The 25,374-nt window shown below is 74.4% G+C and carries 28 protein-coding genes; 19 read left to right on the forward strand and 9 right to left on the reverse strand.

The window, feature by feature from the left end; translation table 11 throughout:
* The first annotated feature begins 45 nt into the window (after positions 1-45).
* Complete coding sequence (locus DV20_RS32365; protein WP_152603782.1) at positions 46-1,554, forward strand: CehA/McbA family metallohydrolase; 1,509 nt, start codon at positions 46-48, stop codon at positions 1,552-1,554.
* Between the two features lie 67 nt (positions 1,555-1,621).
* Positions 1,622-2,437 carry a hypothetical protein gene (locus DV20_RS32370; RefSeq protein WP_235191039.1) on the forward strand — a complete coding sequence of 272 codons (816 nt, stop codon included), beginning with the start codon at positions 1,622-1,624 and terminating at the stop codon, positions 2,435-2,437.
* On the opposite strand, the gene DV20_RS32375 is transcribed toward DV20_RS32370, so the two are convergent.
* A complete protein-coding gene (locus tag DV20_RS32375) occupies positions 2,427-3,647 on the reverse strand; it encodes an MFS transporter (protein ID WP_043786869.1) in 1,221 nt (406 codons plus the stop codon). The genes DV20_RS32370 and DV20_RS32375 overlap by 11 nt on opposite strands.
* 81 nt (positions 3,648-3,728) lie before the next feature.
* On the opposite strand from DV20_RS32375, the gene pdxR reads away from it, so the two are divergent.
* Positions 3,729-5,144: a MocR-like pyridoxine biosynthesis transcription factor PdxR gene (gene pdxR, locus DV20_RS32380; RefSeq protein ID WP_043786871.1), complete on the forward strand. Its 1,416-nt coding sequence runs from the start codon at positions 3,729-3,731 to the stop codon at positions 5,142-5,144.
* On the opposite strand, the gene DV20_RS46790 is transcribed toward pdxR, so the two are convergent.
* The 3 genes from DV20_RS46790 to DV20_RS32390 are packed head-to-tail and all read right to left on the reverse strand — an operon-like array spanning position 5,072 to position 6,271.
* A complete protein-coding gene (locus tag DV20_RS46790) occupies positions 5,072-5,368 on the reverse strand; it encodes a hypothetical protein (protein WP_235191040.1) in 297 nt (98 codons plus the stop codon). The two genes, pdxR and DV20_RS46790, sit on opposite strands and share 73 nt — an antisense overlap.
* Before the next feature lie 20 nt (positions 5,369-5,388).
* The gene (locus tag DV20_RS46795) at positions 5,389-5,751 is read right to left on the reverse strand and encodes an MFS transporter (RefSeq protein ID WP_051736224.1); all 363 of its coding nucleotides are present in this window, start codon (positions 5,749-5,751) and stop codon (positions 5,389-5,391) included.
* A gap of 46 nt (positions 5,752-5,797) precedes the next feature.
* Positions 5,798-6,271 (reverse strand): SRPBCC family protein, encoded by a 474-nt coding sequence (locus DV20_RS32390; RefSeq protein ID WP_043786872.1) that lies wholly within the window; start codon positions 6,269-6,271, stop codon positions 5,798-5,800.
* Between the two features lie 161 nt (positions 6,272-6,432).
* On the opposite strand from DV20_RS32390, the gene DV20_RS32395 reads away from it, so the two are divergent.
* Together DV20_RS32395 and DV20_RS32400 are read left to right on the forward strand one after the other, a co-directional pair.
* Positions 6,433-6,948, forward strand: coding sequence for a bifunctional nuclease family protein (locus DV20_RS32395; RefSeq protein ID WP_043786873.1), 516 nt, complete (start codon positions 6,433-6,435; stop codon positions 6,946-6,948).
* Positions 6,949-7,027: 79 nt separating this feature from the next.
* On the forward strand, positions 7,028-7,996 hold the full coding sequence (locus tag DV20_RS32400; protein ID WP_043786915.1) for a sigma-70 family RNA polymerase sigma factor: 969 nt from the start codon (positions 7,028-7,030) through the stop codon (positions 7,994-7,996).
* Here the strand turns inward: DV20_RS32400 and DV20_RS32405 are convergent.
* A complete protein-coding gene (locus tag DV20_RS32405; protein WP_043786874.1) occupies positions 7,960-8,439 on the reverse strand; it encodes a DUF2087 domain-containing protein in 480 nt (159 codons plus the stop codon). The two genes, DV20_RS32400 and DV20_RS32405, sit on opposite strands and share 37 nt — an antisense overlap.
* Before the next feature lie 69 nt (positions 8,440-8,508).
* Here DV20_RS32405 and DV20_RS32410 point away from each other — a divergent pair, with 69 nt between their 5' ends.
* Genes DV20_RS32410 through DV20_RS32430 form a run of 5 tightly spaced genes read left to right on the forward strand, consistent with a single transcriptional unit; the run spans position 8,509 to position 14,566 of the window.
* The gene (locus DV20_RS32410) at positions 8,509-10,149 is read left to right on the forward strand and encodes a fatty acyl-AMP ligase (protein WP_043786875.1); all 1,641 of its coding nucleotides are present in this window, start codon (positions 8,509-8,511) and stop codon (positions 10,147-10,149) included.
* Positions 10,130-10,405, forward strand: a complete 276-nt coding sequence (locus tag DV20_RS32415) for an acyl carrier protein (RefSeq protein ID WP_043786876.1) — start codon at positions 10,130-10,132, stop codon at positions 10,403-10,405. The genes DV20_RS32410 and DV20_RS32415 overlap by 20 nt, the downstream gene beginning before the upstream one ends.
* Positions 10,402-10,719, forward strand: coding sequence for a hypothetical protein (locus tag DV20_RS32420; protein ID WP_043786878.1), 318 nt, complete (start codon positions 10,402-10,404; stop codon positions 10,717-10,719). The genes DV20_RS32415 and DV20_RS32420 overlap by 4 nt, the downstream gene beginning before the upstream one ends.
* Entirely contained in the window at positions 10,719-14,192 is a 3,474-nt protein-coding gene (locus DV20_RS32425; RefSeq protein ID WP_043786880.1) for a WXG100 family type VII secretion target, read from the forward strand. The genes DV20_RS32420 and DV20_RS32425 overlap by 1 nt, the downstream gene beginning before the upstream one ends.
* Positions 14,193-14,200: 8 nt before the next feature.
* Positions 14,201-14,566, forward strand: a complete 366-nt coding sequence (locus tag DV20_RS32430) for a hypothetical protein (RefSeq protein ID WP_043786881.1) — start codon at positions 14,201-14,203, stop codon at positions 14,564-14,566.
* Here DV20_RS32430 and DV20_RS32435 read toward each other — a convergent pair.
* Complete coding sequence (locus DV20_RS32435; protein ID WP_043786882.1) at positions 14,550-15,344, reverse strand: class I SAM-dependent methyltransferase; 795 nt, start codon at positions 15,342-15,344, stop codon at positions 14,550-14,552. The genes DV20_RS32430 and DV20_RS32435 overlap by 17 nt on opposite strands.
* Positions 15,345-15,369: 25 nt before the next feature.
* Between DV20_RS32435 and DV20_RS32440 the strand changes: the two genes are divergently transcribed.
* The 6 genes from DV20_RS32440 (at position 15,370) to ligD (ending at position 19,752) form a co-directional block, all read left to right on the forward strand.
* A complete protein-coding gene (locus DV20_RS32440) occupies positions 15,370-16,929 on the forward strand; it encodes a glycoside hydrolase family 13 protein (RefSeq protein ID WP_051736225.1) in 1,560 nt (519 codons plus the stop codon).
* Between the two features lie 101 nt (positions 16,930-17,030).
* Positions 17,031-17,219, forward strand: a complete 189-nt coding sequence (locus DV20_RS32445; RefSeq protein WP_043786884.1) for a hypothetical protein — start codon at positions 17,031-17,033, stop codon at positions 17,217-17,219.
* On the forward strand, positions 17,219-17,395 hold the full coding sequence (locus DV20_RS45675) for a hypothetical protein (RefSeq protein ID WP_160169770.1): 177 nt from the start codon (positions 17,219-17,221) through the stop codon (positions 17,393-17,395). Before DV20_RS32445 ends, DV20_RS45675 begins: the two co-directional genes overlap by 1 nt.
* A 67-nt stretch (positions 17,396-17,462) precedes the next feature.
* On the forward strand, positions 17,463-18,017 hold the full coding sequence (locus DV20_RS32450) for a hemerythrin domain-containing protein (RefSeq protein ID WP_043786886.1): 555 nt from the start codon (positions 17,463-17,465) through the stop codon (positions 18,015-18,017).
* Positions 18,018-18,022: 5 nt separating this feature from the next.
* A complete protein-coding gene (locus tag DV20_RS47075) occupies positions 18,023-18,157 on the forward strand; it encodes a hypothetical protein (protein ID WP_268747458.1) in 135 nt (44 codons plus the stop codon).
* 17 nt (positions 18,158-18,174) lie between these two features.
* Positions 18,175-19,752 (forward strand): non-homologous end-joining DNA ligase, encoded by a 1,578-nt coding sequence (gene ligD, locus DV20_RS32455; RefSeq protein WP_043786887.1) that lies wholly within the window; start codon positions 18,175-18,177, stop codon positions 19,750-19,752.
* A gap of 5 nt (positions 19,753-19,757) precedes the next feature.
* On the opposite strand, the gene DV20_RS32460 is transcribed toward ligD, so the two are convergent.
* Complete coding sequence (locus DV20_RS32460) at positions 19,758-20,699, reverse strand: PfkB family carbohydrate kinase (protein WP_235191042.1); 942 nt, start codon at positions 20,697-20,699, stop codon at positions 19,758-19,760.
* Positions 20,700-20,975: 276 nt separating this feature from the next.
* On the opposite strand from DV20_RS32460, the gene DV20_RS32465 reads away from it, so the two are divergent.
* Positions 20,976-21,752 (forward strand): ANTAR domain-containing protein, encoded by a 777-nt coding sequence (locus tag DV20_RS32465; protein ID WP_043786889.1) that lies wholly within the window; start codon positions 20,976-20,978, stop codon positions 21,750-21,752.
* 102 nt (positions 21,753-21,854) lie between these two features.
* The gene (locus DV20_RS32470; RefSeq protein ID WP_043786890.1) at positions 21,855-22,250 is read left to right on the forward strand and encodes an STAS domain-containing protein; all 396 of its coding nucleotides are present in this window, start codon (positions 21,855-21,857) and stop codon (positions 22,248-22,250) included.
* Between the two features lie 6 nt (positions 22,251-22,256).
* Here the strand turns inward: DV20_RS32470 and DV20_RS32475 are convergent, their stop codons facing one another.
* Together DV20_RS32475 and DV20_RS32480 are read right to left on the reverse strand one after the other, a co-directional pair.
* Complete coding sequence (locus tag DV20_RS32475) at positions 22,257-23,666, reverse strand: PP2C family protein-serine/threonine phosphatase (RefSeq protein WP_043786891.1); 1,410 nt, start codon at positions 23,664-23,666, stop codon at positions 22,257-22,259.
* 4 nt (positions 23,667-23,670) lie between these two features.
* Positions 23,671-24,408, reverse strand: a complete 738-nt coding sequence (locus DV20_RS32480) for a GAF domain-containing protein (protein ID WP_043786893.1) — start codon at positions 24,406-24,408, stop codon at positions 23,671-23,673.
* A 69-nt stretch (positions 24,409-24,477) separates the two neighbouring features.
* On the opposite strand from DV20_RS32480, the gene DV20_RS32485 reads away from it, so the two are divergent.
* Positions 24,478-25,293, forward strand: a complete 816-nt coding sequence (locus tag DV20_RS32485) for a glycoside hydrolase family 5 protein (protein WP_051736226.1) — start codon at positions 24,478-24,480, stop codon at positions 25,291-25,293.
* The last annotated feature ends 81 nt before the right edge of the window (positions 25,294-25,374 follow it).

Below are 25,374 nucleotides of genomic sequence, written 5' to 3' on the forward strand. Positions count from 1 at the left end.
GTTCGCGTGCGCGTTCGCCCGGCGCGCCTAGCGTCCGATGCGGAGGTGCGCATGAACGACTTCAGCCGCCGGACGCTGCTGCGGGCCGGTGGGGTGGCGGCGGCTGCGGGGATGCTGCCCGGGGTGGCGTTCGCCGAGCAGCCCGGCGGGGCGGGCCGCCAGACCCGGACCGTCACCGGCACGCTGCAACCGGACGTGCCGGACTGGTACTACCTGCCCGTCGACGTCCCGCGCGGGGTGCGGCAGATCGACGTCGTGTACTCCTACGACAAGCCCCCGGTGCCCGCCGGCACCCGCGGCAATGCCTGCGACATCGGCATCTTCGGCCCCGAAGGCCACGAACTCGGCAACGCGCGGGGCTTCCGCGGCTGGTCCGGCGGCTTCCGCGACCGGTTCTCGATCAGCGCGTCCGAGGCCACCCCCGGCTACCTCGCCGGCCCGATCACCCCCGGCCGCTGGCACGTCATCCTCGGTCCGTACACGGTCGCGCCGCAGGGCTTGACCTACCGGGTGGACATCACCCTGACCTTCGGCCCGGACGGTACGCCCTTCCGGCCGAACCCGGCGCCGGTGGCCGCGCCCGCCCGCGAGCGCGGCCGCGCCTGGTACCGCGGCGACAGCCACCTGCACACCGTCCACTCCGACGGCCGCCGGACGCCGGAGCAGCTCGTCGCCGACGCCCGGACCGCCGGTCTCGACTTCATCGTCTCCACCGACCACAACACCGCCAGCTCGCAGCTGGTCTGGGGCGACTACGCCACCGACGACCTGCTGATCCTCAACGGCGAAGAGGTGACGACCCGGTCCGGGCACTGGCCCGCGATCGGCCTGCCCGCCGGCACCTGGATCGACTGGCGCTACCGCGCGGCCGACCCGCGGGACTTCCGGCGCTTCACCGACCAGGTGCACCGCGCCGGCGGCCTGGTCACCGCGGCGCACCCGTTCGCCGGCTGCTTCGGCTGCACCTACGAATTCGCCTACGAGATCGCCGACCTCGTCGAGGTCTGGAACGGCCCGTGGACGCAGGACGACGAAGCGAGCGTCATCCACTGGGACGGGCTGCTGCGCGGCGGCCGCTTCATCCCGGCGATCGGCGACTCGGACGCGCACCACCCGGACCAGCGCGTGGCCCTGCCGCACACCGTCGTGTTCGCCGACCGGCTGCGCCGCCGGGAACTGCTGGCCGGGCTGAAGGCGGGACGTTCGTGGCTGGCCGAGTCGGCGTCCGTGCACCTGGACTTCACCGTCTCCGGCGGCGGCCGGAGCGCGGGCATCGGCGAGCGGCTCGCCGCGGGCACCGGAACACCGGTGACGGTCAAGGCGGTGGTGGCCGGCGTGCCCGGGACGACGGTGACCTTCCTCGACCAGCTCGGCCCGGAACACACCGAGCCGATCGGCGACTCCGGCGCGGCCACGGTCACCTGGACGACCTACCCCCGCTACAGCCGATGGGTGCGCGTCGAGGTCCGCCGCCCGTCCGGTGGCCCGAACACGACGGTGCCGAACGCCATGGTGGCGATGTCCAACCCGATCTTCCTCGGCACCGGCGACTGAACCCGCACCCGGTGTGCCGCGTCCTCCGTTTGGCAGACTGGTGCGAACGGGTGACGGGGGAGGCAGGGTGCGCGGTTGTGGCCTGAAGCTGGCCATGGTCCTGGGGGCGGTCATCGTGCTGGTCGCGGGGATCGTCGTGGTGGTGGCGCTGACGCGTGACTCGGTCAGGACGCCGGGGTGCACGGTGGCGCTGCCGGGGGACGACCCGTCCGCCTACACGTTCACGCCGGAGCAGATGAACAACGCGGCGACGATCTCGGCGGTCGGCACCAAGCTCGGCCTGCCCGCCCACGCGGCGACGGTCGCGCTGGCGACGGTGTTGCAGGAGTCGAAGCTGCGCAACCTCGAGGGCGGTGACCGCGACTCGGTCGGGCTGTTCCAGCAGCGCCCCAGCCAGGGCTGGGGCACGATCGCCCAGCTGCGCGACCCGGTCTACGCGGCCACGGAGTTCTACGAGAAGCTCGAGAAGCTGCCCGGCTGGGAGACGCTGCCGATCACCGTGGCGGCGCAGGGGGTCCAGCGCTCCGGCGTCCCGGACGCGTACGCGCAGTGGGAGCCGCAGGCCCGCGCCATGGCGGCGGCCTTCAACGGCCAGTTCCCCGCCGCGCTGACCTGCCGCAACCTGACCCTGGCGGCGCCCGCGGACCTCGCGGCGGCGGCGACGGCGGAGCTGGGCACGTCCCGCTTGAGCGGCCCCCACCCGCCGGCCCAGGGCTGGATGTACGCGACGTGGCTGGTCGGCCGCGCGGAAGCCCTCGGCGTGGACAAGGTGAGCTTCGCCGGCCGGACGTGGACGGCGGAATCCGGTGCCTGGGCCGAGGAGCCGGCCGCCGGTCAGGACCTGTCGCTCCACCAGACCGCGGCGGCCCGGGTCAGCGAATAGCCCGCCGGGTGGCGGCCGCCCAGCGGACCGCCGGGCCCATCGCCCAGCCGGCGGCCAGGAACACCGCGCCCAGCAGGAGCCAGCCCGCGAACCCCCAGCCGACCACCACCGTGCTCAGCAGAACCGGGCCGACGGCGCGGGCCACCGACGTCCCGCTGCCGAAGAAGCCCTGGTACTCGCCCTGCTTGTCCGCCGGCGCGAGGGCGAAGCCGATCTCCCACGAACCCGCCGACTGGAGCATCTCGCCGAGCACCTGCACCAGCGCCCCGGCGACGAGCACGGCGAACGCCACCGCCGGTGACGTCCCCAGCGCCGACAGCGCGAACGCCACGCAGGACGCCAGGAGCACCACGCCGGACCGGCGCACCATCCGCGCCGCCGAGCCGAGGCCCGTCAGCCGTCCCGCGACCCGGACCTGCAGGACCACCACCACGACCGTGTTCAGCACGAACAACGCCGACACCGTCCAGCTCGGCGCCGCGGTGCGCTCGACGACCCACAGCGGGATCGCGACGCTCAGCAGTGGCATGCGCAGCAGCAGGATCGCGTTGAGCAGCGTCACCAGCGCGTAAGGCCGGTCGCGCAACACGGCGGACCTCGGCGCGCCCGTGCGCGGCGACGCCGTCCGCGGGACCGCCGGGAGGGCGTGCAGCAGCGCCGCCGTCACCACGAAGGCCGCCGCGTCGAGGACGAAGACCGTCAGGTAGGCCGCGGCCGTGTCGGCCGAGAGAGCGAGGCCGCCCAGGCCGGCGCCGACCGCGAGCCCGGCGTTGCCCGCGGACTGCAGGTGCGCCCGGATGCGCGTCCGCCGCCGCGGGTCGGCGAGCGCGGCCAGCAGCGCCTGGCGGACGGCGGCCAGCCCGGTCTGGCAGCTGCCGTAGAAGCACGCGGCCACCGCGAACGCCAGCGGCGAACGCACGACCAGGAAGGCGAGGATCGCCGTCCCCGTCGCCAGGGCCAGCAGGACCGCCGAACCGCGGGCGCCGTGGCGGTCGGCGAGGTGCCCCAGCGGCACCCCCGCGACCGAGCCCACCGCCCACCCGAGCGTGAGCCCGAGCCCGACCTGCGCCGGGGTCAGCCCGGCGATCCGCGTGAAGAACAGCACGGAGCAGGTCAGGAACGCCCCGTCGCCGAGGGAGCCGGCCAGCTGGGCGGCGGCGAGCAGGCGGCCGGCCCGCCGGGTCCGCGGAGGTTCGAGAAGCACGGTCATGGGAAGAACGGTAGGACGCGCTTTGGCCCGATCCCAGATCCAATTCCGGGCTAGTGCGTTGGGCCAATATAGGCTCGCGGGATGGACTTCCACGTCAGCTTGGCCGGCCGTGGCGACCTCAGCGTCCGGATCTACCGCCAGCTGCGTGACGCCGTGCTCGACGGGAGGCTGCGTGCGGGGGAGCGGCTGCCGCCGACGCGCGAACTGGCGCGGCGCCTGGCCGTTTCGCGCAACACCGTCGCGGTCGCCTACGACCGCCTGACCGCCGACGGCTTCGTCACGGGCCGCGTCGGCGCCGGCACGTACGTCTGCGCGGAACTCCCGGCGCCGAAACCGCGCAACGCCCCCTCGACGCGGGGGCCGCGGCCGAAAGCGGTGTGGCGGTCGCTCCCGCCGCCTGCCGCCGAGGCCGTGGCCGTCCCGAGGTTCGACTTCCGCGTCGGCATCCCCGACGCCACGCTGTTCCCCCTGGACACCTGGCGGCGCCTGCTCGCGCGGGAACTGCGTGACACGGCCGGATTGGCGCACTACGCCGAGCCCGGCGGCCACCCCGGGCTGCGCGCGGCGATCGCCCGGCACGTCGGCGTCTCCCGTTCGGTGCGCGCCGGCGCCGACGACGTGCTCGTCACCCAAGGCGCCCAGCAGGCCCTCGACCTGCTGTGCCGCGTGCTGCTCGAGCCCGGCGACCGCGTCGCCGTCGAAGAGCCGGGCTACCGGATGGCCGGCCTGCTCTTCGCGTCGCACGGCGCCGAAGTCGTCGGAGTGCCGGTGGACGGCGAAGGGCTCGACGTCGCCGCGCTGCCGTCGCGCACGAAGCTCGTGTACGTGACGCCGTCGCACCAGTTCCCGCTCGGCACGCCGATGTCGCTGGCCCGGCGCACGGCGCTGCTGGCCTGGGCGGGCCGCGCCGGCGCGGTCGTCGTCGAGGACGACTACGACAGCGAGTTCCGGTTTTCCGACCGGCCGCTGGAGCCGCTGCAGAGCCTGGACCGCGACGGGCGGGTGGCGTACGTCGGATCGTTCTCGAAGACGCTGCTTCCCATGCTGCGCTTGGGTTTTCTCATCGCCCCGGCGTCACTGCGGGACGCGCTGCACCACGCCCGGCGGCTGTCCGGCCGGCACGGCGACCTGCCCGCGCAGGCCGCGCTGGCCGGGTTCATCGACGAAGGGCTGTTCGCGCGCCACCTCCGCCGCGCGACGAAGGTGTACGCGGACCGCCACGAGCGCATCACGACAACCCTGGACCGGGTGTTCGCCGGCCGCCTGACCCGGGTGCCCTCGGCGGCGGGCCTCCACCTGTGCGCCCTCGCGGACGACGACACGGACCTGGCACCGGTGGTGTCCCGCGCGGCGGCGGCCGGCGCGGCGATCCAGACACTGCCGGACCTCTCCGGCGGCTTCCCCCGCCAGGGCGTGGTCCTCGGCTACGGCTCGATCCCCCTCGACAGCATCGACGCCGGGCTGGCGGTGCTGGACGCGGCCTGGGGCTCGGCGTAGTGGTCCGTCCGCCGCCGCGCGGCGATGAGGACGCCGCCGGCGCAGGGGGCCGCCGCCGTCGTCAGGATCACCAGCCAGCCCCGGCGGAAGTCCGCCAGGTCCGGGGTGCCCGCGAAGACCGCGACCAGCACCGCCGTGCCCAGGACCGTGCCGATCTGCCGGGCCGTGGTGACCATCGACGAGCCCGCGCCCCAGCGGGACGGCGGCAGGACCGTGCCCACCACACCCGACAGGCTCGGCAGGATCAGCCCGGCCCGAAGCGGTGCACGAAGCGGCCGCCAAGGACGGACACCGGCACCACCGCCACCAGCGGTCCCGGCGCCAGTGACAGCCCGGCCACCAGGATCGGGTCGGCCGGACGCCGGTGCGGCGGGAACGCCGTCAGCAGCAGCGCCAGTGACGTCGGCATGACGAGCGCGGCGCCGATCGCCTGCACCGCGCGGAAGGCGACGAGCAGGCCGATCGACGGCGCCGCCGCACAGGCGGCCGAGGCCACGGTGAACACCGCCACACCGGCGAGGAACAGCCGCCGGCGGCCGTAGCGGTCGGCGAGCCGCCCGGCCGGGGCGAGGCAGGTGGCGAACAGCGCCGTGTAGCCGTTGAGCACCCACGACAGGGTCGCCCGGGAACGCGGCCCGGATGCCGGGGAAGGCTCAGGCGGCGGCGCGCTCCTCGGCGCGAGCCTTCAGCGCCGCGAGGGTGTGCTCGATCGACCGGACGTTGTACCCGGGCCGGTCGGCGCGGCCGGTGACCCGCGGGCCCATGAACTTCCGCACCACCCAGCTGCCGATCCGGTACCAGTTCTCGGTGACGACGCAGCCGTCCGCGGCCGGCGCCAGCACGTACTCCCACCGCGAGACGCGCGACCCGAACGGCGTGCGCACGTCGAAGGCGAACCGGCGCCCCGGCTCGAAGGCGACCACCCGCACCCGCGTCCACCACCGCAGCTCGCCGTTGCGGTTGCGGCCGCGGAACCGCGCGCCGAGGGCGGGCCCGGTGCCGTCCAGCCAGTGGCCGCCGACGTTCTCCGGGCTCAGCTCGCCCATCCGCGGCAGGTCGGTGACCCACGACCACACCGTGTCCGGGCCGGCGGAGACGGTCACACTGCGCGAAATCGTCGGTTCCACGCTCCGACGGTGACAGCGCCCGCCGCGTCCGGGCAAGGCACCGGGGCGGAGTCCGCAGCCGAGAAGAGCCCACCTCGGAGAACCCGGCCGCCGGAGGGGGTTGCGAACCCGGCGTTGTGGGTACTACGCGCGCGGAGGAGTCCCGCGACACGGAGGGTGCGGTGGTCAGCGTGATCCCGATCGAAGTGGTGGGGATGGCCGTCCCGGTGCCCGGTGAGGCGCCCTTGATGCTGCTGCGCGAACCGGAAGGGGCGCGACGCTGGCTGGCGATCATGATCGGGTACGGCGAGGCCGAGGCGCTGGTGCGCGCGCGGGAACAGATCGAGCAGCCGCGCCCGGGCACGATCGAGCTGCTCGGCGACGTGCTCGCGGCGTTCGGCCAGGGGCTCGCCGCGGTCGAGCTGACCGAGGTGCGGGACGGCATCTTCTACGCCGACCTCGTGCTCGCCTCGGGCACCCGCGTGTCGGCCCGCCCGAGCGACGCGGTCGCGCTCGGCCTGCGCCAGGGCGCGCCCATCCGGGTCGCCGAAGAGGTGCTGGACGTCGCGTCCGTGCAGCTCGAGGTCGAGCAGGAGACCGAGGGCCCGGCCACCGACGTGCTGGACGCCGAAGCCGAGGTCGAGCGGTTCCGCGCCGAGCTCGAGGACCTGCGGCCCGAGGACTTCGACGACCTGTAGGAAGATCGCTCTCCCGCCGGCGATGAATTCCGGCGGCGGCGCCGGTACACCCACCGAAGCCGCCGGCGACGGGAGAACGATGCAGGACTTCGCGACGCGTACCGAACCACACCGGCGAGAGCTGCTCGCGCACTGCTACCGCATGCTCGGCTCGGTCCACGAAGCCGAGGACCTGGTGCAGGAGACGCTGGTCCGCGCGTGGAAAGCGTGGGAGGGCTACGACCCGGCCCGCGCCTCGGTGCGCACCTGGCTCTACCGCATCGCGACCAACGCCTGCCTCACCGCCCTGGCCGGGCGCGCCCGGCGGCCGCTGCCGTCCGGGCTGGGCGGCCCGGGCGACGACCCGCACGCACCACTGACGCCGTCGTTCGAGATCCCCTGGCTGCACCCGTTCCCGGACGCCCGCCTCGACGACCCGGGCCGCCGCCTGGCCCGCCGCGGCACGCTCCGGCTGGCGCTGCTCGCGGCGATGCAGACCCTGCCGCCGAAGCAGCGCGCGGTGCTGATCCTGCGGGACGTCCTGGAGTTCAGCGCGGCGGAGGTGGCCGGCTTCCTCGGCACGACTCCGGCCGCGGTCAACAGCGCCCTGCAGCGCGCCCGCGCCGGGCTCGGCGGCCTGTCGGCGGACGAGGTGCCCGAACCGGACGACGCCGCGGTCGAGGCCGTTCTGGACCGCTACGTCCGCGCGTTCGAACGCGCGGACGTCGCCGGGCTGGTCGAGCTGCTCACCGACGACGTTGTGCTGGAGATGCCGCCGGTGCCGCTGTGGTTCCGCGGCCGCGACGACTACGGCCGCTTCCTGGCGCGGCTGTTCGGGATGCGCGGCCCGGAGTGGCGCATGACCCGCACGGCCGCCAACGGGCAGCCCGCGCTGGTGGCGTACTGCCGCGACGACGCCGGGGTGTACCGCCTGCACACCCTGCAGGCGTTCACCGTGCGCGGCGGACGGGTGGCGCACAACGTCGTGTTCGCCGACCCCGCCGTGCTGGCGCCGTTCGGCCTCCCGGCGGCTCAGCCGGCGGCGCGGGCTTCCGAGGGGCGGCCGTAGGCGCCGCCGTCGTTGCTGCGCTGGAGGAGACCTTCGTCGACGAGGTAGCGGCGGAGCGTCGCGTGGTCGTCGTGGACCATCGACAGCTTCTCGCGGACGTCCTGCTCGGTGTACAGGCGGCCCGGTTCGAAGCGCTCGGCCAGGTACGCCAGCAGCAGCTGCCGCCGCTTGCCCGAGTGCGGGATCGACACGAGCCGTCCGTGGCGGAAGAGCGCGTCGAGCGGATCGACCGGGGCCTTGACGAGCGCGTCGCGGAACACCGAAGGCACCGCCCGGTACCGGCCCCCGGCCTCGGTGACGAGTCCCGCGCCGACCAGCCGCTTCGCGAGCTTGGCCGGAGCGTGGGACGCGTCGAGCCCGTCGGGGGCGGTGCAGATGCGGGCGAACAGCTGCAGCCGGTCTTCGTCCGCGAGAGCGGAGACCAGCGCTTCCGGTACGGCCATGGTCTGCGACCGTACCCGCGCTCGCCCCGGGGGTGAACCCGGTTTCCGCGGGCCGGTAGGTTGCCCGGCGTGCCCCGTCCGACCGTGCCGGTGACCGTGCCCGACGCGGTGCTGCGCACCTCGATCGTCGAGCGGCTGTTCGCCCGTGACGGCGACGACCGTCCGCTGTTCACCCACCAGGACCACGCTCGCGGCGTCGAGCACACCCTCACCTGGGCGGAGTTCGCCGCCCGCGTCCGCGTGGTGGCGGGCGAGCTGCGCCGGGTGGCCGGGCCGGGGGAGCGCGTCGCGATCCTCGCCGGCCAGGACCTCGCCTACCCGCTGGCGTTCTTCGGCGCGCTGGCCGCCGGCCTGGTCGCCGTTCCGCTGATGGTGCCCGCGAACCCCGCGCAGGCGGACCGGCTCGCCGGCGTCCTGGCCGACGCGAGCGCGCGGGTGTGGCTGACGTCGGCGGCCGCGGCGGCCGGGCTGCCCGCGCACGAGCCCGTCGTGGTGGTCGACGAGCTCACCGGGCCCGGCGCCGATCCGGTGCCGGTGACGCCGGACAGCCCCGCGTACCTGCAGTACACGTCCGGCTCGACCCGGGAGCCGGCCGGCGCGGTGATCCCGCACCGCGCGATCGTCGCCGCCTGCTGGCAGGGCAGCCTCGCCTACGCCGTCGACGAGGGCACCACCTGCGCCGGCTGGATCCCGTTCTTCCACGACATGGGCCTGATCCAGCTGTTGTGCCTGCCGGTCTTCTCCGGCGGGCGGTCGGTGTTCATGGCGCCGGCCGAGTTCGTGCACCGCCCGGCGAGGTGGCTGCGGCAGCTGGCGGACCACCCCGCCGTGTTCACCGCCGCGCCGAACTTCGCCTACGACCTCGCCGCCGACGCCGACACCGGGGAAGACCTCGACCTGTCGGACGTCCGGGTCGCGCTCAACGGCAGCGAACCCGTCCGGCCGCGCACGATCGAGCGCTTCCACGAGGTCTTCGGGCCCCGCGGCTTCCGGCGTGAGGCGCACCGGCCGTCGTACGGGCTCGCCGAAGCCACCGTGTACGTCGCGAGCGCGGGCGAGGAAGGGCCGCGCGGGGCGGTGTTCGACCGTGAAGCCCTCGCGCAGGGCCGGGCCGTGGAAACCGCGGGCGGGCAGGAACTCGTGTCGGTCGGGCGTCCGGTCGGGCAGCTGGTCCGGATCGTCCGGGACGGCCGGGAGCAGCCCGAAGGCCGGGTCGGCGAGATCTGGGTGCACGGCCCGAACGTCGCCGACGGCTACTGGGGCCGCGGCGACGCCACCGTCTTCGGCGCCGAACTCGACGGCCTCGCCGGCTGGCTGCGCACCGGCGACCTCGGCGTCGTGCACCGCGGCGACCTGTACGTCACCGGGCGGCTCAAGGACCTCATCGTCGTCGACGGCCGCAACTTCCACCCGCAGGACATCGAAGCGGCGGCCGCCGAGGCCCACCCCGCGGTCCGCCGCGACCGCGTCGCCGCGTTCGGCGTCACCGACGAAGACGGCGAGGGCGCGGTGGTGGTGGCCGAGCGGGCGCGCGGCGCCGACGCCGACGACCGGGAGGTGACCCGCGCGGTGCTGCGCGCGGTGTCGCGGGAACACGGGCTCACGCTGCGCGCGGTACGTCTGGTCCCTTCCGGTGGACTTCCGCGCACATCGAGCGGCAAGGTCGCCCGGTCGGCCGCGAAAGCACGTTATGGTGGCGACCGTGGGTGATCACCGCGCCGAGGTCACGAAGGTCGTCTGCGACACCTTCCGGCTCGACCCGGCTCTCGTCGAGCCCGACGCGCCCCTGGAGGAGCTGGGCATCGACTCGAAGGGCCGGATCAAGCTGCTGGCGGCGCTGGAGATCTATTACGGGGTGACGATCGACCTGGACCGGCTCGACCGGTTCACCGACGTGGCGTCCGTGGCCGGCGTGCTCGCGGAAGCACGGGCAACTCGAGGATCTTCAGGAGAGGCGCGGAAATGAGCGGCGGGGGGTACACCGCGACGACCGAGGCGTTGTCGGCGGCGTCCAAGACCATCGGGGACCTGGCGGAGCACCTGCTGGACGACAACCCGGACCTGCAGACACCGCAGGTGACGGCGGAGAAGTTCGGCCGGGCGCACGGCGCCCACGCGACCAAGTACACCGCCGGCGCGCAGGCGTTGTGGGCCGCGGTTTCCGGCTACAGCAGCACGCTGGGCTCCTTCGGCACGAACCTCGGCACCGCCGGTTCGAGCTACAGCGCCAACGAGGACAGCCAGGCGGGCGCGATCACGAACGCCGGGGGCTCGCTCTGATGGCCGAGAAGAAGTGGTCCGACGTCAAGGCGCTGCTCGACGACCCGAGCGTGCCTGCGGCGCAGAAGAGCGCGCTGATCAGCAGCTGGCTGCGGGAAAACCCGCCACCGCCGCCGTTCCTGGCCGACCAGGAGCCCGACGAGATCAAGCAGAAGCGGGCGGAGGCCGGCAAGTACGCGCAGGCGTACGGCGCGAACCCGCTCTTCGCCGGCCAGTCGGTCGACGAGGCCTACGACAAGGCCAAGAAGAGCGGTGACCAGAACAGCTACAACGAGGACCAGGAGAAGAAGGCCGTCGACGACGGCAAGAAGAAGCTCGACGAGACGCAGCCGCCCGCGGCGGACAGCACCAGCGGGACCAAGACGTCCGACGAGATCTTCGACGCCGCCGCGCCCGCGCTCAAGCTGTTCGAGACGTTCGGGTCGCTGCTGGCGAAGATCCCGGCCGACTGCCGCGGCAACACCCGTGCGCTCGACCTCGACAAGGACATCCGCACCCCGTTCGACGAACAGCGCGGGATCAGCTTCGCGGACTTCGTCGCCGACGCCGGGCACTTCAAGCGCGGTTCGGAAACGGTGGACCGGACGCTCCAGGACACCGGCTCGCAGCTGGGCACGCTGTACCAGAGCTGGAGCGGCGCCGGTGCCGACGCCGCGTCGGACACCTACAACGACAAGATCCAGCCGAAGGCCGCGAAGCTGTCCCAGACGCTGGCCGCCGCGAGCGAGGCGACGCTGAACACCGCCACGACGGTGTTCCAGCTGTGCAAGGGCAAGGCCGACGCGGTCATCGGGATGTACACCGACCTGGTCGGCAAGGCCGACTACACGATGGCGCAGAAGGTCGTCGCCGTCGCCAACGGCGAACACGGCAACGAGCAGGACCTGGCCCAGATCGCGGGCTGGATGGACCTGAACTTCGGGACCAACCTGGTCAACACGCTCAACGACCAGGGCTGCTGCGACGGCGACGAGATCAAGAAGCACGGCCAGGACCTGGCCAAGCAGTGGGTGCAGAACCAGTTCAACCCGGACATGTGGGACCGGCTGTACCAGGGGTTCGTGAAGACCTGCAAGGACACGAAGGACCTGGTCGACCAGGCCTATGACGCGCTCGACAAGGTCATGGGCGGCATCCGGAACGAGTTCGAGGGCGTTTCGCTGCCTGGCGGCTCCGGGACGGGCGGTGCGGGCGGCGGCGCAGGTGCGGGCTCGGGCGGCTCCGGGACGGCCGGCGGCTCCGGCGGTGGGCCCGGTGGTTCGGGTGCCGGCGGCTCCGGGTTCGGGGGCGGCTCCGGTTCGGGTGGTTCGGGTTCCGGTGGTGCGGGCTCCGGGGCCGGGGGCGCCGGTGGTGCGGTGCCGTCGATTCCCGAGACGAGTTCGGGGTCCGGTGCGCCGGTCGGGGGTTCGGGCGCCGGCGGCGGTTCGGGCATCGACCTGCCGAGCGGCGCGGGCGCCGGCAGTGGCTCGGGCAGCAGCGGCTCGGGCTCGGGCAGTGGCTCGGGCGCGGGCGGCGGCGGTTCGGTGCCGCCGATCCCGGAGGGGTCCGCGTCGTCCGGTGGCGGCGCTTCGGGCGGTGGCTCCGGCTCGTCGGGGGGCCAGGACGACGGGGCGGCCGCGGCGGAGGCGGCCAAGCAGCAGGCCGCGGAGGCGGCCAAGCAACAGGCGGCGCAGGCCGCCGAGGCCGCGAAGAAGCAGGCCTCGGACGCCCTGAACCAGTTCAGCGGCCCGGGCATCCAGACCGAATCCGGCGCCGGCGCCGGCCTCGGCTCGGCCGGTGGTTCGGGCGGCGGTTCGGCTGGTGGCCCGGACGCGGGACCCGACGGCACGACCCCGTCTTCGGTACCACCACCGTCCGACAGCGGCCAGGACGCCGCGGCCGCGGCGGCCGAGGCGGCGAAGAAGAAGGCCGCGGACGCGTTGAAGGAGTTCAGCGGCCCGGGCATCGAGACGGAGTCGGGCGCAGGCGCGGGCGGCCTGGGTGGTGGTGGCGGCGACACGGGCGCGGGTGAAGACGGCAAGGCGGCGGCCGAGCAGGCTGCGCAAGAGGCGAAGAAGAAGGCCGCGGACGCGCTGAAGGAGTTCAGCGGCCCGGGCATCCAGACGGAGTCCGGCGCCGGCGGTCTGGGTGGCGGTGGCGGCGACACGGGCTCGGGTGAGGATGGTAAGGCGGCGGCTGAGCAGGCTGCGGAAGAGGCGAAGGAGAAGGCCGCGGACGCGTTGAAGGAGTTCAGCGGCCCGGGCATCGAGACGGACTCCGGCGACGGCGCGGGCGCCGGTGGCAGCGACGGCGGTACCGGCTCGGGCGAGGACGGCAAGGCCACGGCCGAGCAGGCCGCGGAAGAGGCGAAGAAAAAGGCCGCGGATGCGTTGAAGGACTTCGGCGGCCCCGGCATCGAGACGGAGTCCGGCGACAAGCCCGGCAGCCTGCTCGGCGACGACGATCCGGATGTCCTGAAGGTCAAGCAAGGCGACAAGACCTTCGAGATGACCGAGCCGGACCACGACGGCAAGATGGACATCAAGGTCGGCGACGGGCCCGGCGATCCGAAGGACTTCAAGCTCGACTGGTCCGCGGACGGCAAGGCCACCGACGGTCCACAGGGGACGGACACCGACACGTACCGCCCGGGTGCGGACGGCAAGATCCACATCCGCGACGGCGGCCTCGAGATCACCGCGGAGCGTCCCGACGGCCCGGACGGCCCGACGGTGGTCACGGTCGACGACGGCAAGGGCACTCCGACGACCTACACCCTCGGCGAGGACGACAAGCCCGCTGACGCCCTCGGCACCACCCCCGAGAAGCGGCTGGACGACCTTCCGACGCACCGAGGCACCCTCCAGGACTTCGCATCGCACGTCGGTGACAGCCCGGACGGCCCCGGCGGCGCGGACGGCTCGCACGGCGCCGGCTCCGATCACGGCGCCGGCTCCCACGGCGGCTCAGACCACAGCGGTAGCTCCGATCACGGCGCCGGTTCGCACGGCGGCTCGGACCACAGCGGCCACGGCGCCGGCTCCCACGGCGGCGGCCCCGGCGACCCGGGCGGCCACCCCGGCGGCGACGGTTCCCCCGGCGGTGGTTCCCACGCCGCCCCCTCGGCGGCCGGCCTCGGCGGCTCGCACGGTGGTCCCGGCTTCGCCGGGGCGGGCTTCGACCCGGCCGGTGCCGGGCTCGGCGAATCCCCCGTCTCCGGCGGGGCCCACACCGGCGCCGGTCCCGGGCAGGCCCAGCCCGCGTTCGCGGCGGCGGCCGGGGCGTCCGGAACGGCCGGCGCACCCGGCTCGTCGATGGCCGGGATGCCCGGCATGGGTGCCATGGGCGGGGCCCAGGGCGGGGGCGGCGACACCGAACGCCGGGCGCCGGCCTACCGGATCGAAGGCGCCGTCTTCGACAACCTCGGTGAGCCCGGGCGGCGGATCATCGGCTCGCTCGACGACGAAGACCCGCCGTCCGTGCGGACCTGGTAGGAGGACGCATGACCGACATCGCCGGGATGAAGGCCGAACTCGACAGCCTCGTCCGCGAACAGGCCGATCGCCGTACCCTGCGCGAACAGCAGGGGGAGGAGATCAAGGCCCGCTCCCACGAGTACATGACCAAGCAGGTCCAGGCGGCCGAACGGTACGTCCAGCACGTCCGCGAGATGGCCCAGCGCAAGACGAAGTCCGGCTGGAGCACCGACCGGTCGCACGCCGAGCCGGCCTCCGCCTTCGACGCGGAGGCCTATCCCGGCCCGGGCGGGTTCGAACCGGCGCCGCGGCCGGTGCGGGACGAGCCGCGGGCCGCGCGCCGGCCGCGTGCCGCCGTCGAAGACGACGAGGACTTCAACAACCCCTGGTGAACCACAGGTCGACGGCGATCTCGGGCAACCGCACGGTGAACGTCTCCGCCGGGGCGAGCCGCCGCCGCAGCTCCGCCTCGAACCCGGCCCGCCGTTCGCCGAACAGGTGCGGTGCCGAGCTCGACAGCGAGAACACCCCCGCGACGACCTCGTCGACCGTGCGGGTCACCTCCCGCCCCGGCACCGTGAACCGCCGCGGGCCGGCGAAACCCGCCGCGCGGTAGACCTCCGCTTCGCCGCTGGGGAGGCCGTCCGGCAGCGAACCGCGGCCCGCGCGCCGCTCCGGGCCGAGGTACTCGCGCACCAGGTCCGCGATCACCGGGTGCACGCTCTCGTGCGTCGACGCGTGCACGTGGGCACACGCCCCCTCCGGCGTCAGCATCCCGTGCACCGCGGCGGCGACGCGGGGCCGGTCGAACCAGTGGAACGACTGCGCGAAGGTGACCAGCCGGAACCGGCCCAGCCCGGCGGGCAGGTCCTCGGCGCGCCGGTGCACCCACCGGCAGCGGCCGATACCCCCGTCCGCCGCGAGCCGGGCCGCTTCGGCGAGCATGTCCTCGTCGGCGTCGAGCCCGACGGCTTCCTCGAACAGCCCGGCCAGCGGCAACGTCAGCGACCCCGGGCCGCAGCCGACGTCGAGCAGCCGTCCCGAACCGTCCAGCCCGAGCTCGGCGGCGAAGGCCGCGGGGAGTTCGGCGGGATAGGCCACCCGGCCGCGTGCGTAGTACCGCGCGCTGCCCGAATAGAGGGACGGGTCCCATTCCCACGCGTCGGTCACGGCCCCAGCGTAGATACTCGGGTTCATGGACGACTGGTGGCGTGATGCCGTGGTCTACGAGGTCTACGTCCGCAGCTTCGCCGACGCGGACGGCGACGGCACCGGCGATCTCGCCGGTCTCCGCGCCCGCCTCGGCTACCTGGCCGAGCTGGGGGTCGACGCCGTGTGGACCACGCCGTGGTACCGCTCGCCGATGGTCGACGGCGGCTACGACGTCGAGGACCACCGGTCCGTGGACCCGCTGTTCGGCACCGACGACGACGCCGTCGCGCTGATCACCGAGGCGCACCGGCTCGGGCTGCGCGTCGTGATCGACGTCGTCCCGAACCACACCTCCGACCGGCACCGGTGGTTCCGCGCCGCACTGGCCGCCGGTCCCGGCTCGCCCGAACGCGCGCGCTACCACTTCCGGCCCGGGCGCGGCGACGGGCCGCCGAACGACTGGCGCAGCGTCTTCGGCGGGCCCGCCTGGACCCGCGTGCCGGACGGCGAGTGGTACCTGCACCTGTTCGCCCCGGAACAGCCGGACCTCGACTGGGAGCACCCGGAGGTCCGCGCCGACTTCGCGGACCTGCTGCGGTTCTGGTTCGCCCGCGGGGTCGACGGCGTCCGCATCGACGTCGCCCACGGCCTGCTCAAGGACCCGGAGTTCCCCGACCTCGGCGCCGACGGCGAACAGATCGTGCGGCCGCCCGACCGCAGCCGCCACCCGCACTGGGACCGCGACGGCGTGCACGAGATCTACCGCTCGTGGCGGCGGATCGCGGCCGGGTTCGGCCCGGACCGGGTGTTCGTCGCCGAGGCGTGGGTCGACCGCCCGGACCGGCTCGCGCGGTACGTCCGCCCGGACGAGCTGCACACCGCGTTCAACTTCGACTTCCTCCGCTGCGCCTGGGATCCGGCCGCGCTGCGCGAGGTGATCGACGGGACGCTGCGGGCGCTGCACGCCGTCGGCGCCCCGGCGACGTGGGTGCTGTCCAACCACGACGTCGTCCGGCACGTCACCCGCTTCGGCGGCGGACCGCTCGGCACGCGGCGGGCGCGGGCGGCCCTGCTGCTGATGCTGGCCCTGCCCGGGGGCGCCTACCTGTACCAGGGCGAGGAACTGGGCCTGGCGGAGGTCGAGGACCTCCCGGAGGACGTGCTGGCCGACCCGACCTGGGAACGATCCGGCCGCACCCGCCGCGGCCGCGACGGCTGCCGGGTGCCGCTGCCGTGGTCGGGCACGGAGCCACCGTTCGGCTTCACCGGCAACGGCGTGCCGGCCTGGCTGCCGCAGCCGGCGCACTGGCGAACGCTGACGGCCGAAGCGCAGGCGGCCGATCCGGGTTCGATGCTCGGCCTGTACCGCGCGGCGCTCGCGACGCGCCGGGAACACCCGGCCCTGGGGGACGGGACGCTGACGTGGTCGCCCGCCCCGGCGGGGGTGCTGGCGTTCACGCGGGAGCCGGGGTTCGGCTGTGTGGTGAACCTGGGGGAGGAGCCGGGCGAGCTGCCCGCCGGTGCACGGGTGCTGCTGGCCAGCGGGCCGCTCGACGGTGACCGCGTGCCGCCGGACACGGCGGTGTGGCTCGACAGGAGGTGAACCGGCCCCACTCCGAAGGGTTCGATGAGGGGTGTGAAACCCGGCGCGGCGGGGTATCCGGTCGTGTTCGTTCCGCCGCCGATCGAGCCGGAGGTCTTCCGATGCCCCTGCGCGCCGCCACCCCGCCCGCCACCGATGTCGTCGGCCTGGCGCTGGAAGTCCTTGCCGCGCAGGGACTCAGCCGGCCGGCCGCGCACGCCGCCCTGGTCGCCATGGCCCAGGACCGTGGCCAGACCGTGGCGCGGTGCGCCGCGCTCGTCGTGGCCGCCGTCGACGGGCGGGTGGGCTGATGGCGTTCACCGCACGGCCCGGGAACGAAGACACCGCTTCGGTCGGCGGGGGCGTGCTGCTCGCTGTCGGGCTCGTCGTCGCCTTCTTCGGCTGGTGGTCCTGGTGGGCCGTCACCGGCCTCGGCCTGGCCGCCGCGGGCGCGCTGTGGCTCACAGTCGCCCACCGCGAGGAGTAACCGGTCCGGGACGGGGAACGCCGGGTCCGACCGAGGATCGAGATCGAGACCGAGGAGGAGGACGGCCATGGCGGAGAACGACGAGGACGTCATCGAGTTCCTGCAGCGCCAGCACCGGGAGATCCGCGAGCTGTTCGCCGCGCTGGAGACCGCGGACGGCGACCGGCGGCAGGAGCTGTTCCACGACCTCGTGCGGCTGCTGGCCGTGCACGAGACGGCGGAAGAACTGGTCGTGCACCCCGAAATCCGGGACCTCGAGCCCGCGGCGGAGTCCGTCGTCGACGCGCGGCTGGGCGAGGAGCACCGGGCCAAGGAACTGCTGACCACCCTGCAGAAGGTGGGTGTCGAAGCCGACGGCTTCGACACCCTGCTCGCCCAGCTGCGCGAAGACGTGCTCGCGCACGCCGAGCACGAGGAGCGCGAAGAGTTCCCGCTGCTGCGGGCGCACCGCCCGCCGGAGCGGCTGCGGGCCATGGCCGCGACGGCGAAGGTGGCCGAAGCGGTCGGGCCGACCCGTCCGCACCCCGGTGTCGAGAGCGCGAAGGCGAACCTGCTGCTGGGCGCGCCCGCGGCGATCATGGACCGGGCCCGCGACCTCATCCGCGGCGCGCTGGGAGGCTGAGCGTGATGACCGAGCCCGACGAGGACCGCACCGACCCCGAGGAGTTCGCCGAGGAGGCCGGCACCGACCCGACCCCGCAAGAGGTCGCCGAATACGAAGAGCTCGCGAAGAAGAACCCGCCCTGGTCGGCACCGGACTGAGTGGGTACTCCCGCGGCATGGCAGCAGACCCGGCCCGCAAACTGCGGCGTTACCAGGAGATGCGCGACTTCGGCCGTACCGCCGAGCCGGCCGGCGGGGCGGCCGGTCCGGACGGCCACCGGTTCGTGGTGCAGCGGCACCGGGCCCGCCGGCTGCACTACGACTTCCGCCTCGAGCTCGACGGCGTGCTGGTCAGCTGGGCGGTGCCGAAGGGGCCCACCTTGGACCCCAAGGCCCGCCGGCTGGCCGTGCACGTCGAAGATCACCCGATCGAGTACGCCGGGTTCGAGGGCGTCATCCCGCGCGGCGAGTACGGCGGCGGGGACGTCATCGTCTGGGACCGCGGCGTGTGGCGGCCGGTCGAAGCCGATCCGGCGCGCGCGATCGAGGCCGGGACGCTGCACTTCGACCTCGAAGGCGAGAAGCTGGCCGGGCGGTTCGTCCTCGTCCGCACCAGCCGCGGCGAGAAGGACCAGTGGTTCCTCCTGCACAAGCAGGACGAGCACGCGCAGGCCGGCTGGGACGCCGAAGACCACCCGCGTTCGGTGAAGAGCGGCCGCACCAACGACGAGGTCGCGGCCGCGCCCGACGCCCTGTGGCACGGCGACCGCCCGGCCGCGGAGGCCGAGGAGCCCGTGGGCGGGTGGCAGGCCCCGGCCGAGGACGAACTGGCCGCCCTCGACGCACTGGGCGCCAAGGGCCGCTGGTCGGTCGCGGGCCGCGAGCTGGCCCTGACCAATCTGGACAAGGTGCTCTTCCCCGCCGCCGAGGGCGGGAAGCCCGTCACCAAGCGCGATCTCATCCGGTACTACGTCACCGCCGGGCCGGCGATGCTGCCGTACCTGGCCAGCCGCCCGCTCAACACCCACCGGTTCCCGCAGGGCGTCACCGAACCGGGCTTCTGGCAGAAGGAGGTCCCGCGGCACGCGCCGGACTGGCTGACCACCTGGCGCAACGAACGCGCCGAACCGGGGGAGAGCCAGCGGTACGTCGTCGCCGACAGCGTCGCGACCCTGGCCTGGCTGGCGAACTACGGCGCGCTGGAGCTGCACGCCTGGACCTCCCGCGCCGCCGACGTCGACCACCCGACCTGGGTGCTGTTCGACATCGACCCCGGCCCCGAGACGACGTTCGAAGAGGTCCTGGAGCTGGCCCGGCTGCACCGCACCGCGCTCGAGCACCTCGGCCTCACCGGCCGGCCCAAGGTGACCGGGCAGCGCGGCATCCAGGTGTGGGTGCCGATCGCGCCGCACTGCACCTTCGAGCAGACGCGCGCGTGGGCGGAGACGGTGTCCAGGACGATCGGGCGGGTGCTGCCCGACCTGGTCAGCTGGGCCTGGACGAAGGACAAGCGCCGCGGCCGCGCCCGGCTCGACTACACGCAGAACGTGCTGAACAAGACCCTCGTCGCGCCCTACAGCGTCCGGCCGCGGCCCGGCGGGCCGGTCTCGGTGCCGCTGGAGTGGGACGAGCTGGACGACCCGGACCTCGCGCCGGACCGGTGGACGATCCGGGACGTGCCGGCTCGCCTGGCCGAGCGCGGTGACCCGTTCTCGGTGCTGCTGGGCCTGGAACAACGGCTGCCGGGCCTGTAAGCCCCTCAGGCCCGGACGGTTTCCAGCGCCCGCGGCTGCAGCCGGTCGAGTTCCGCGCGGGACAGGTTGGGGCGGCCCCCCGCGTGCTCGGTCGTCGCCGCGGCGGCCGCGACGGCCAGGCTCGCCGCCGTCTCCAGCGGACGGCGGCGGGTGAGCGCCGCGGTCAGGGTGGCGACGAGCGCGTCCCCGGCACCGGTGGGGTCGACGACGTCGGTCTCCACGTCGGGCACGAACCAGGTCCCTTCCGGGCCGGCGAACAGGTTCCCCTGCCCGGACACCTCGAGCACGACCAGGGACGGCCCGCGCCGCCGGAGCTCTGCCGCGGCTCGCGCGGCCGCGGTGACATCGTCCACCGGCTGCCCGGTGAGCAGCTCGGCTTCGTGGCCGTCGGCGCGTACGACGTCGGCGAGGGCGAGCAGGTCCGCCGTCAGCGTGTCGGACTCCGGTGCCCCGTCGAGCACCACCCGGGTGCCCGCCGTGTGCGCGAGCCGGGCCGCCAGCAGGGCCACCGGCGCGGGCTGCTGCAGCTGCACGATCAGCGAGGCGGCGGCCGAAATCGGGGCGGACGCGGCGAAGACGTCGTTCTCGGTCAGCAGCGTGCCGTCCGGGACGTGCTCGAGGTAGCGGCGGCGGCCGTGGTCGTCCACGACGTCGACGAGCAGCGCCGTCTCGGTGCCCGGCCGGCGGATCACGTGCGAGGTGCCGATCCGGTCGGCCCGGGCCTGCGCGAGCAGCGAGTCCCCGGTGCGGTCGCGGCCGACGACGCCGACCAGCGACACCGACATCCCGAGCTGGCTCAGCGCCACGGCCTGGTTGGCGCCCTTCCCGCCGAGCAGCTCCTGCCGGTGCCGCACGGGCGCCGAAGAGTCCGCGTCGGGCGCGTCCGGCACCTCGATCACCAGGTCGCGGGCGATCTGCCCGGCGACGACGACTTCGCTGAACATCATCGGGACCACCGGTGGGTCATGGCGCCTCCTCGGATCACCGATCGGCTACCCCGGACGCGAAGGCGGGTAAACCGCTCGTTCGGGTCGGTGGTTTCCCGCCGACGGCGGGTAAGGGAGCTCCCCGGCGGCTGCTCAGCGCAGCCGGGTGAGCACGTTCCGCCGGACGGCGGTGCCGTTCCGGGGTCCGCGTGGCCGGTCCCACAGCCCCGGCGCCGCCGCGCGGCGAAGGGCCGCGGCTTGCGGTAAATCAAGGGAACGAAGACCGGTGGAGGTTCGGTGACCGAGACACTGATGAACGCGGCGGATCGCTGGAGACCGCTGGCCGAATTGCTGCAGGCGCTGCTCGAGCGGATCGCCGGCGAGCTGCCCGGGTGGCTCGGCGCGGGGCTGACCGTCACCCGCGGCGGCCGGCCGCTGCGGGTGCTGGCGACCGCGGGCGTCGCCGAGCACGTTCTCCCCGCCCAGCTGGCGCACGGCGGGCCGGTTCCGGTCGCGGACGCCACCGGCGCACCGGTCGTCACCGATCGCCTCTTCGGCGACGCTCGCTGGCCGGAGCTGACCCGCGAGACCGTGTTCGACGGCGGCCCGGCGGTCGAAGCGATCGCCGGCGCCGTCGCGCTGCCCGGGTTCTGGGACGAGGACGGCGCTTTCGTGCTGTCGATCACGCTGGACCGGCCGCCGGGCGCGGACACCCTCGACGTCCTGCGGCGCTACGCGAAGCTCACCGAGATGACCCTGGTGGTCGCCGAGACCGCGACCGCGGGTGACCCCGACCAGATGCTGGACCTGCTGGCTTCCCGCGCCGCCATCGAGCAGGCGAAAGGCGCGATCATGGCGACCCGGCGGTGCCCGCCGGAAGAGGCCTGGCAGACGCTGCGCCGCGCCAGCCAGGAGTTCAACGTCAAGGTCCGCGAGCTGGCCGTCGCCCTCGTCGAGCACCTCGGAGGCGAGGTGACGGCCGCGGCGGAAGGCGGCCGCGAGATCCGGCCCGGCGCCCCGGCCCACCACGCCGCGGAACGGCTCTGGTCGGCCTTCACGAGCGTCTCGCCGTGAGGAACAGCGTTTCCGGACCAGCCGTTTGGGTATCAAGACCCCGTCCTTGATCACGTCACTGCGTCGCCGGCCCCGGGCCGGCGCGGAAGGCCAACTGAACCCGTGTCCCCTGCCTTTCCGGTCCCCACCCGGTCCGCGCCCCTCACGGCGCGCCGGACGGAGTACCGCCCCGGTTTCCTGGTGCTCACCTTCGCCGGCGAAATCGACGCGCTGACCCTGCCGATCCTCGAGCGCGAGCTCCGTTCGGCCCCACCGGGGACGACCGTGGTCGACCTCACCCAGGTGGCCTTCGTCGGCCTGGCCGGCGCGCGGGCGCTCGCGGCGGCGGCCGAGCGGGCCGGCGCCGCGGGGCGGCGGTTCGGGGTGGTGGCGAACAGCCGGACGCTGGCGCGGCTGTTCCGGGTCACCGGGCTGGCGGCGGTCGTGCCGATGTTCGCGTCGTTGTCGGACGCGCTGCGGGAGCTGTCGGCGGCCGGAGTGCACCACACGGCCTGCTGACCGGCCTCAGCGCGGTGGCACCCAGCGGGTGATCAGCACCCCGGCGTCCTGCCGCAGCTCGCCCTCGCCGTGGTCGAGGACGGCGCGGGTCAGCCGGCGGGCGATCTCCGGGGGCAGCTCCCCGGCGTGCTGCCCGAGGTGCCCGGTGATCCGGTCCCGGCCGAAGGGCTCCCCGGCGCAGTTCGCGGTCTCGGCGATGCCCCGGGAGCACAACGCGAGCAGGTCGCCCGGTTCGAGCCGGAGCTCCGCCGCCGCCGGACGGCCGGCCGAGGCGAACCGCGGGGCCGCCGGCCCGGTGACCGGGACCGATTCGCCGCGGCGGACGACCAGGGGCGCGGTGTGCCCGGCGCGGAACAGGCGCACGACCCCGGTGGCCAGGTCCAGTTCGGCGACCACACCGTCGACGGCGGGGGCGCCCGGCCGGCCTTCGAGCTCGGCGCCGACCGCGGCGAACTGCTCGGCCAGGGACGCTCCGGCGTGGCGGGCCGCGCGATAGGCCGACAGGGCGCTCACGACCGCGGTATTCGCTTCTTGGGACCGCACACCGGCGTCGAACACGGCCAGCTGCGCGAGGTTTTCCGAGAGCGCGTAGTCGAACACGGTGCCGCAAAGGTCGTACACCGGCTGGACGCTCACGCCCACGACGACGCTGTCGGTCGCGCCGGTCAGCGGCGGCAGGCTCTGCCACAGCAGTTCGGCAGGCGAACCGCGGCGCCGGTGGCGGCGACGGCGGTCCAAGCCGTCGCCGTACTTGGTCGTGATGGTGACGAGGTGCCCGAGCAGCGCGGCCAGCCACCGGCACTGCTCCCGCAGCGCCGGATCCTCCGGGTCGGTGCCGTCGGCCGGGACGATCTCGAGGACGCCCAGCCGCTCGACGCCGTCGAGCAGCACCGTCCACAGCGTGCCGTCGCGGGTCAGGGTGGTCCCGGAGCTGCGGAACACCTCGCCGCCGACGGTGGTCTCGATGTCGAGTTCCGCCGCTCCCGGCCGCAGGGGCACGAGTGTGCGCTGGTCGTAGTCGGCCAGGTAGACGTTGATGGTCAGGTCGAGCGCGCGGCCCGCTTCGGTGACGACAGCCGGCAGCCGCTCGGGTGGGGCGCGGTGAGCGCCGTCGAGCAGGTCGACGAGCGCCTTCAGGGGGCCGTGCAAGGGCTTCGCGTCCTGCGCCGAGTGGCTGTAGGGCGCGCGGGCGGGGCCGGTCACCTCGTCGAGCCGCTCGTTGACGGCGTGGGCGAGCATGTCCCGGTCGACCCGGGGCAGCGGGACCAGCCCATTGAGGTAGGCGTCCAGCTCCAGCAGGCTCAGACTGCCGCCGAGCGCGAAGTACCGCATCCACAGCTGTTCCAGCGTCAGGTCGCTCCGGGCGAAGCAGGCGGCGCTCAGCCGTCGCTGTTCCTCCTCGGGCAGGAAACGCATGCGCTCACCCTTCCCGCGGCGCGGGGCCGACGAGGTGGGCGGCGGCTTCGGCGGGGCTGGTGCCGCGGGTGCGGGCCAACGCCAGCAGGTGGTCGAAGGCGGCGTCCTCACGGAGGCCGTCCCGGCCCATGAGGAAGCCCTTCGCCATGGCGATCAGATCCCGGTCGCGGACGGTGTCCCGGAACTGCTCGCTGAACCGCCCGGCTCGTTCGTAGGCCCGCGCGTTGGCGACGAGGACCGCGGCGCGGTCGGCGAAGGTCTCCAGCGTCCGCTCGTCGCTGGGCCCGAAGGCCCCCGGCGTCGTCGCGTAGATCTTGATGGCGCCGTGGCAGCCTTCCTCCGTGACCATCGGGGCGGTGATGACCGAACGCAGGCCCGAGCCGGCGACCGCGGCGCACCACCCGGTCCACCGCCGTTCGGTGGTGATGTCGTCGACCCGCTGCGGCGAACCCGCGGCCAGCGCGGTCATGCAGGGGCCTTCGCCCAGGTCGTACTGCAGGGTGTCGGCCTCGCGCACCAGCGGGCCCGACGCGCTCGTCGTGACGAAGCCGCCCTCGGCGTCGACGAGGGTCACCCCCGCCCCGGTCGCGGCGGGGATCGTCGTCCCGGCCAGCGACACGATCAGCTCCAGCACCGAGTCCACGGATTCGCGCGACAGCAGCAGCCCGGACATCCGGGCGGCGACCACGGCCAGCTCACCGTCCAGCGGCAAGGCGCCCGGCGAGGCCTGTTCCGACGACATGGCGGGTGATTACCAATCCGGGGTCGCCGGTAAACCCGTCCGGACCGCTATGTTGGCCCGGGAGGCACGGTGCACCGGAGGCTGGGGCGGGGAATCAACTTCGGCAACGCGCTCGACGCGCTGGGCGGCGGTCCGGAGCTGCCGCTCGAGGAGCGGTACTTCGACGAGGTGGCCGAGGCCGGCTTCGCCACCGTCCGCCTGCCGGTCCGCTGGCCGGCGCACGCCGGGGCCGCGCCGCCGTACGCGATCGATCCGGCGCTCTTCCGCCGCGTTGACGCGGCCGTGGGCGCGGCGCTCGACCGCGGTCTGCGGGTGGTGCTGAACGTCCACCACCACCACGAGCTCTGCGCCGCGCCGGACGAGCAGCTTCCGCGCTTCCTCGCCCTCTGGCGGCAGATCGCGGTCCGCTACGCCGGCCACCCGGAACGGCTCTGCTTCGAACTGCTCAACGAACCCCGCGGCCGGCTCACACCGTCCCGGTGGAACGCCGTACTGGCGGAGGCCCTCGCCGTCGTCCGGGCGGCCGACCCGGGACGTACCGTGATCATCGGGCCCGCCGGGATGAACGGCCTCGACGCGCTCTCCGCGCTCGCCGTGCCCGACGACGGCAACCTGGTCGCCACGATCCACTACTACGCCCCGTTCGAGTTCACCCACCAAGGCGCCGGCTGGGTGGCCGGGGCCGGGCGCCGGCTCGGCCGCACCTGGGGCGGCGCCGCCGACGAGGACGCCGTCCGCGCCGATCTCGCCGGGGCCGCGGCCTGGGGGCGGGCGCGGCGGCTTCCGCTGTTCATCGGGGAGTTCGGTGCCTACGCCGAGGCGGACATGCTCTCCCGCGCGCGGTGGACGGCGTGCGTCCGGGCCGAGCCGAGCGCCTCGGCATGAGCTGGGCCTACTGGGAGTTCGGCACGGATTTCGGCGCCTTCGACCTCGAGCGGGGCGCGTGGCGCGAGCCGTTGCGGCGGG

Source organism: Amycolatopsis rifamycinica (genome assembly GCF_000695625.1).
In the GTDB taxonomy this organism is placed as follows: Bacteria; Actinomycetota; Actinomycetes; order Mycobacteriales; family Pseudonocardiaceae; genus Amycolatopsis; species Amycolatopsis rifamycinica.

Coding starts and splice junctions, on each gene's coding strand:
- DV20_RS32450 (WP_043786886.1), top strand. CDS start 17,463: ATGGCGGAGAACGACGAGGACGTCATCGAGTTCCTGCAGCGCCAGCAC.
- DV20_RS32430 (WP_043786881.1), top strand. CDS start 14,201: ATGACCGACATCGCCGGGATGAAGGCCGAACTCGACAGCCTCGTCCGC.
- DV20_RS32405 (WP_043786874.1), bottom strand. CDS start 8,439: ATGGCCGTACCGGAAGCGCTGGTCTCCGCTCTCGCGGACGAAGACCGG.
- DV20_RS32445 (WP_043786884.1), top strand. CDS start 17,031: ATGCCCCTGCGCGCCGCCACCCCGCCCGCCACCGATGTCGTCGGCCTG.
- DV20_RS32475 (WP_043786891.1), bottom strand. CDS start 23,666: ATGCGTTTCCTGCCCGAGGAGGAACAGCGACGGCTGAGCGCCGCCTGC.
- DV20_RS32480 (WP_043786893.1), bottom strand. CDS start 24,408: ATGTCGTCGGAACAGGCCTCGCCGGGCGCCTTGCCGCTGGACGGTGAG.
- DV20_RS32460 (WP_235191042.1), bottom strand. CDS start 20,699: ATGATGTTCAGCGAAGTCGTCGTCGCCGGGCAGATCGCCCGCGACCTG.
- DV20_RS32415 (WP_043786876.1), top strand. CDS start 10,130: ATGGTGGCGACCGTGGGTGATCACCGCGCCGAGGTCACGAAGGTCGTC.
- DV20_RS47075 (WP_268747458.1), top strand. CDS start 18,023: ATGACCGAGCCCGACGAGGACCGCACCGACCCCGAGGAGTTCGCCGAG.
- DV20_RS32400 (WP_043786915.1), top strand. CDS start 7,028: ATGCAGGACTTCGCGACGCGTACCGAACCACACCGGCGAGAGCTGCTC.
- pdxR (WP_043786871.1), top strand. CDS start 3,729: ATGGACTTCCACGTCAGCTTGGCCGGCCGTGGCGACCTCAGCGTCCGG.
- DV20_RS32420 (WP_043786878.1), top strand. CDS start 10,402: ATGAGCGGCGGGGGGTACACCGCGACGACCGAGGCGTTGTCGGCGGCG.
- DV20_RS32425 (WP_043786880.1), top strand. CDS start 10,719: ATGGCCGAGAAGAAGTGGTCCGACGTCAAGGCGCTGCTCGACGACCCG.
- DV20_RS32440 (WP_051736225.1), top strand. CDS start 15,370: ATGGACGACTGGTGGCGTGATGCCGTGGTCTACGAGGTCTACGTCCGC.
- ligD (WP_043786887.1), top strand. CDS start 18,175: ATGGCAGCAGACCCGGCCCGCAAACTGCGGCGTTACCAGGAGATGCGC.
- DV20_RS32375 (WP_043786869.1), bottom strand. CDS start 3,647: ATGACCGTGCTTCTCGAACCTCCGCGGACCCGGCGGGCCGGCCGCCTG.
- DV20_RS45675 (WP_160169770.1), top strand. CDS start 17,219: ATGGCGTTCACCGCACGGCCCGGGAACGAAGACACCGCTTCGGTCGGC.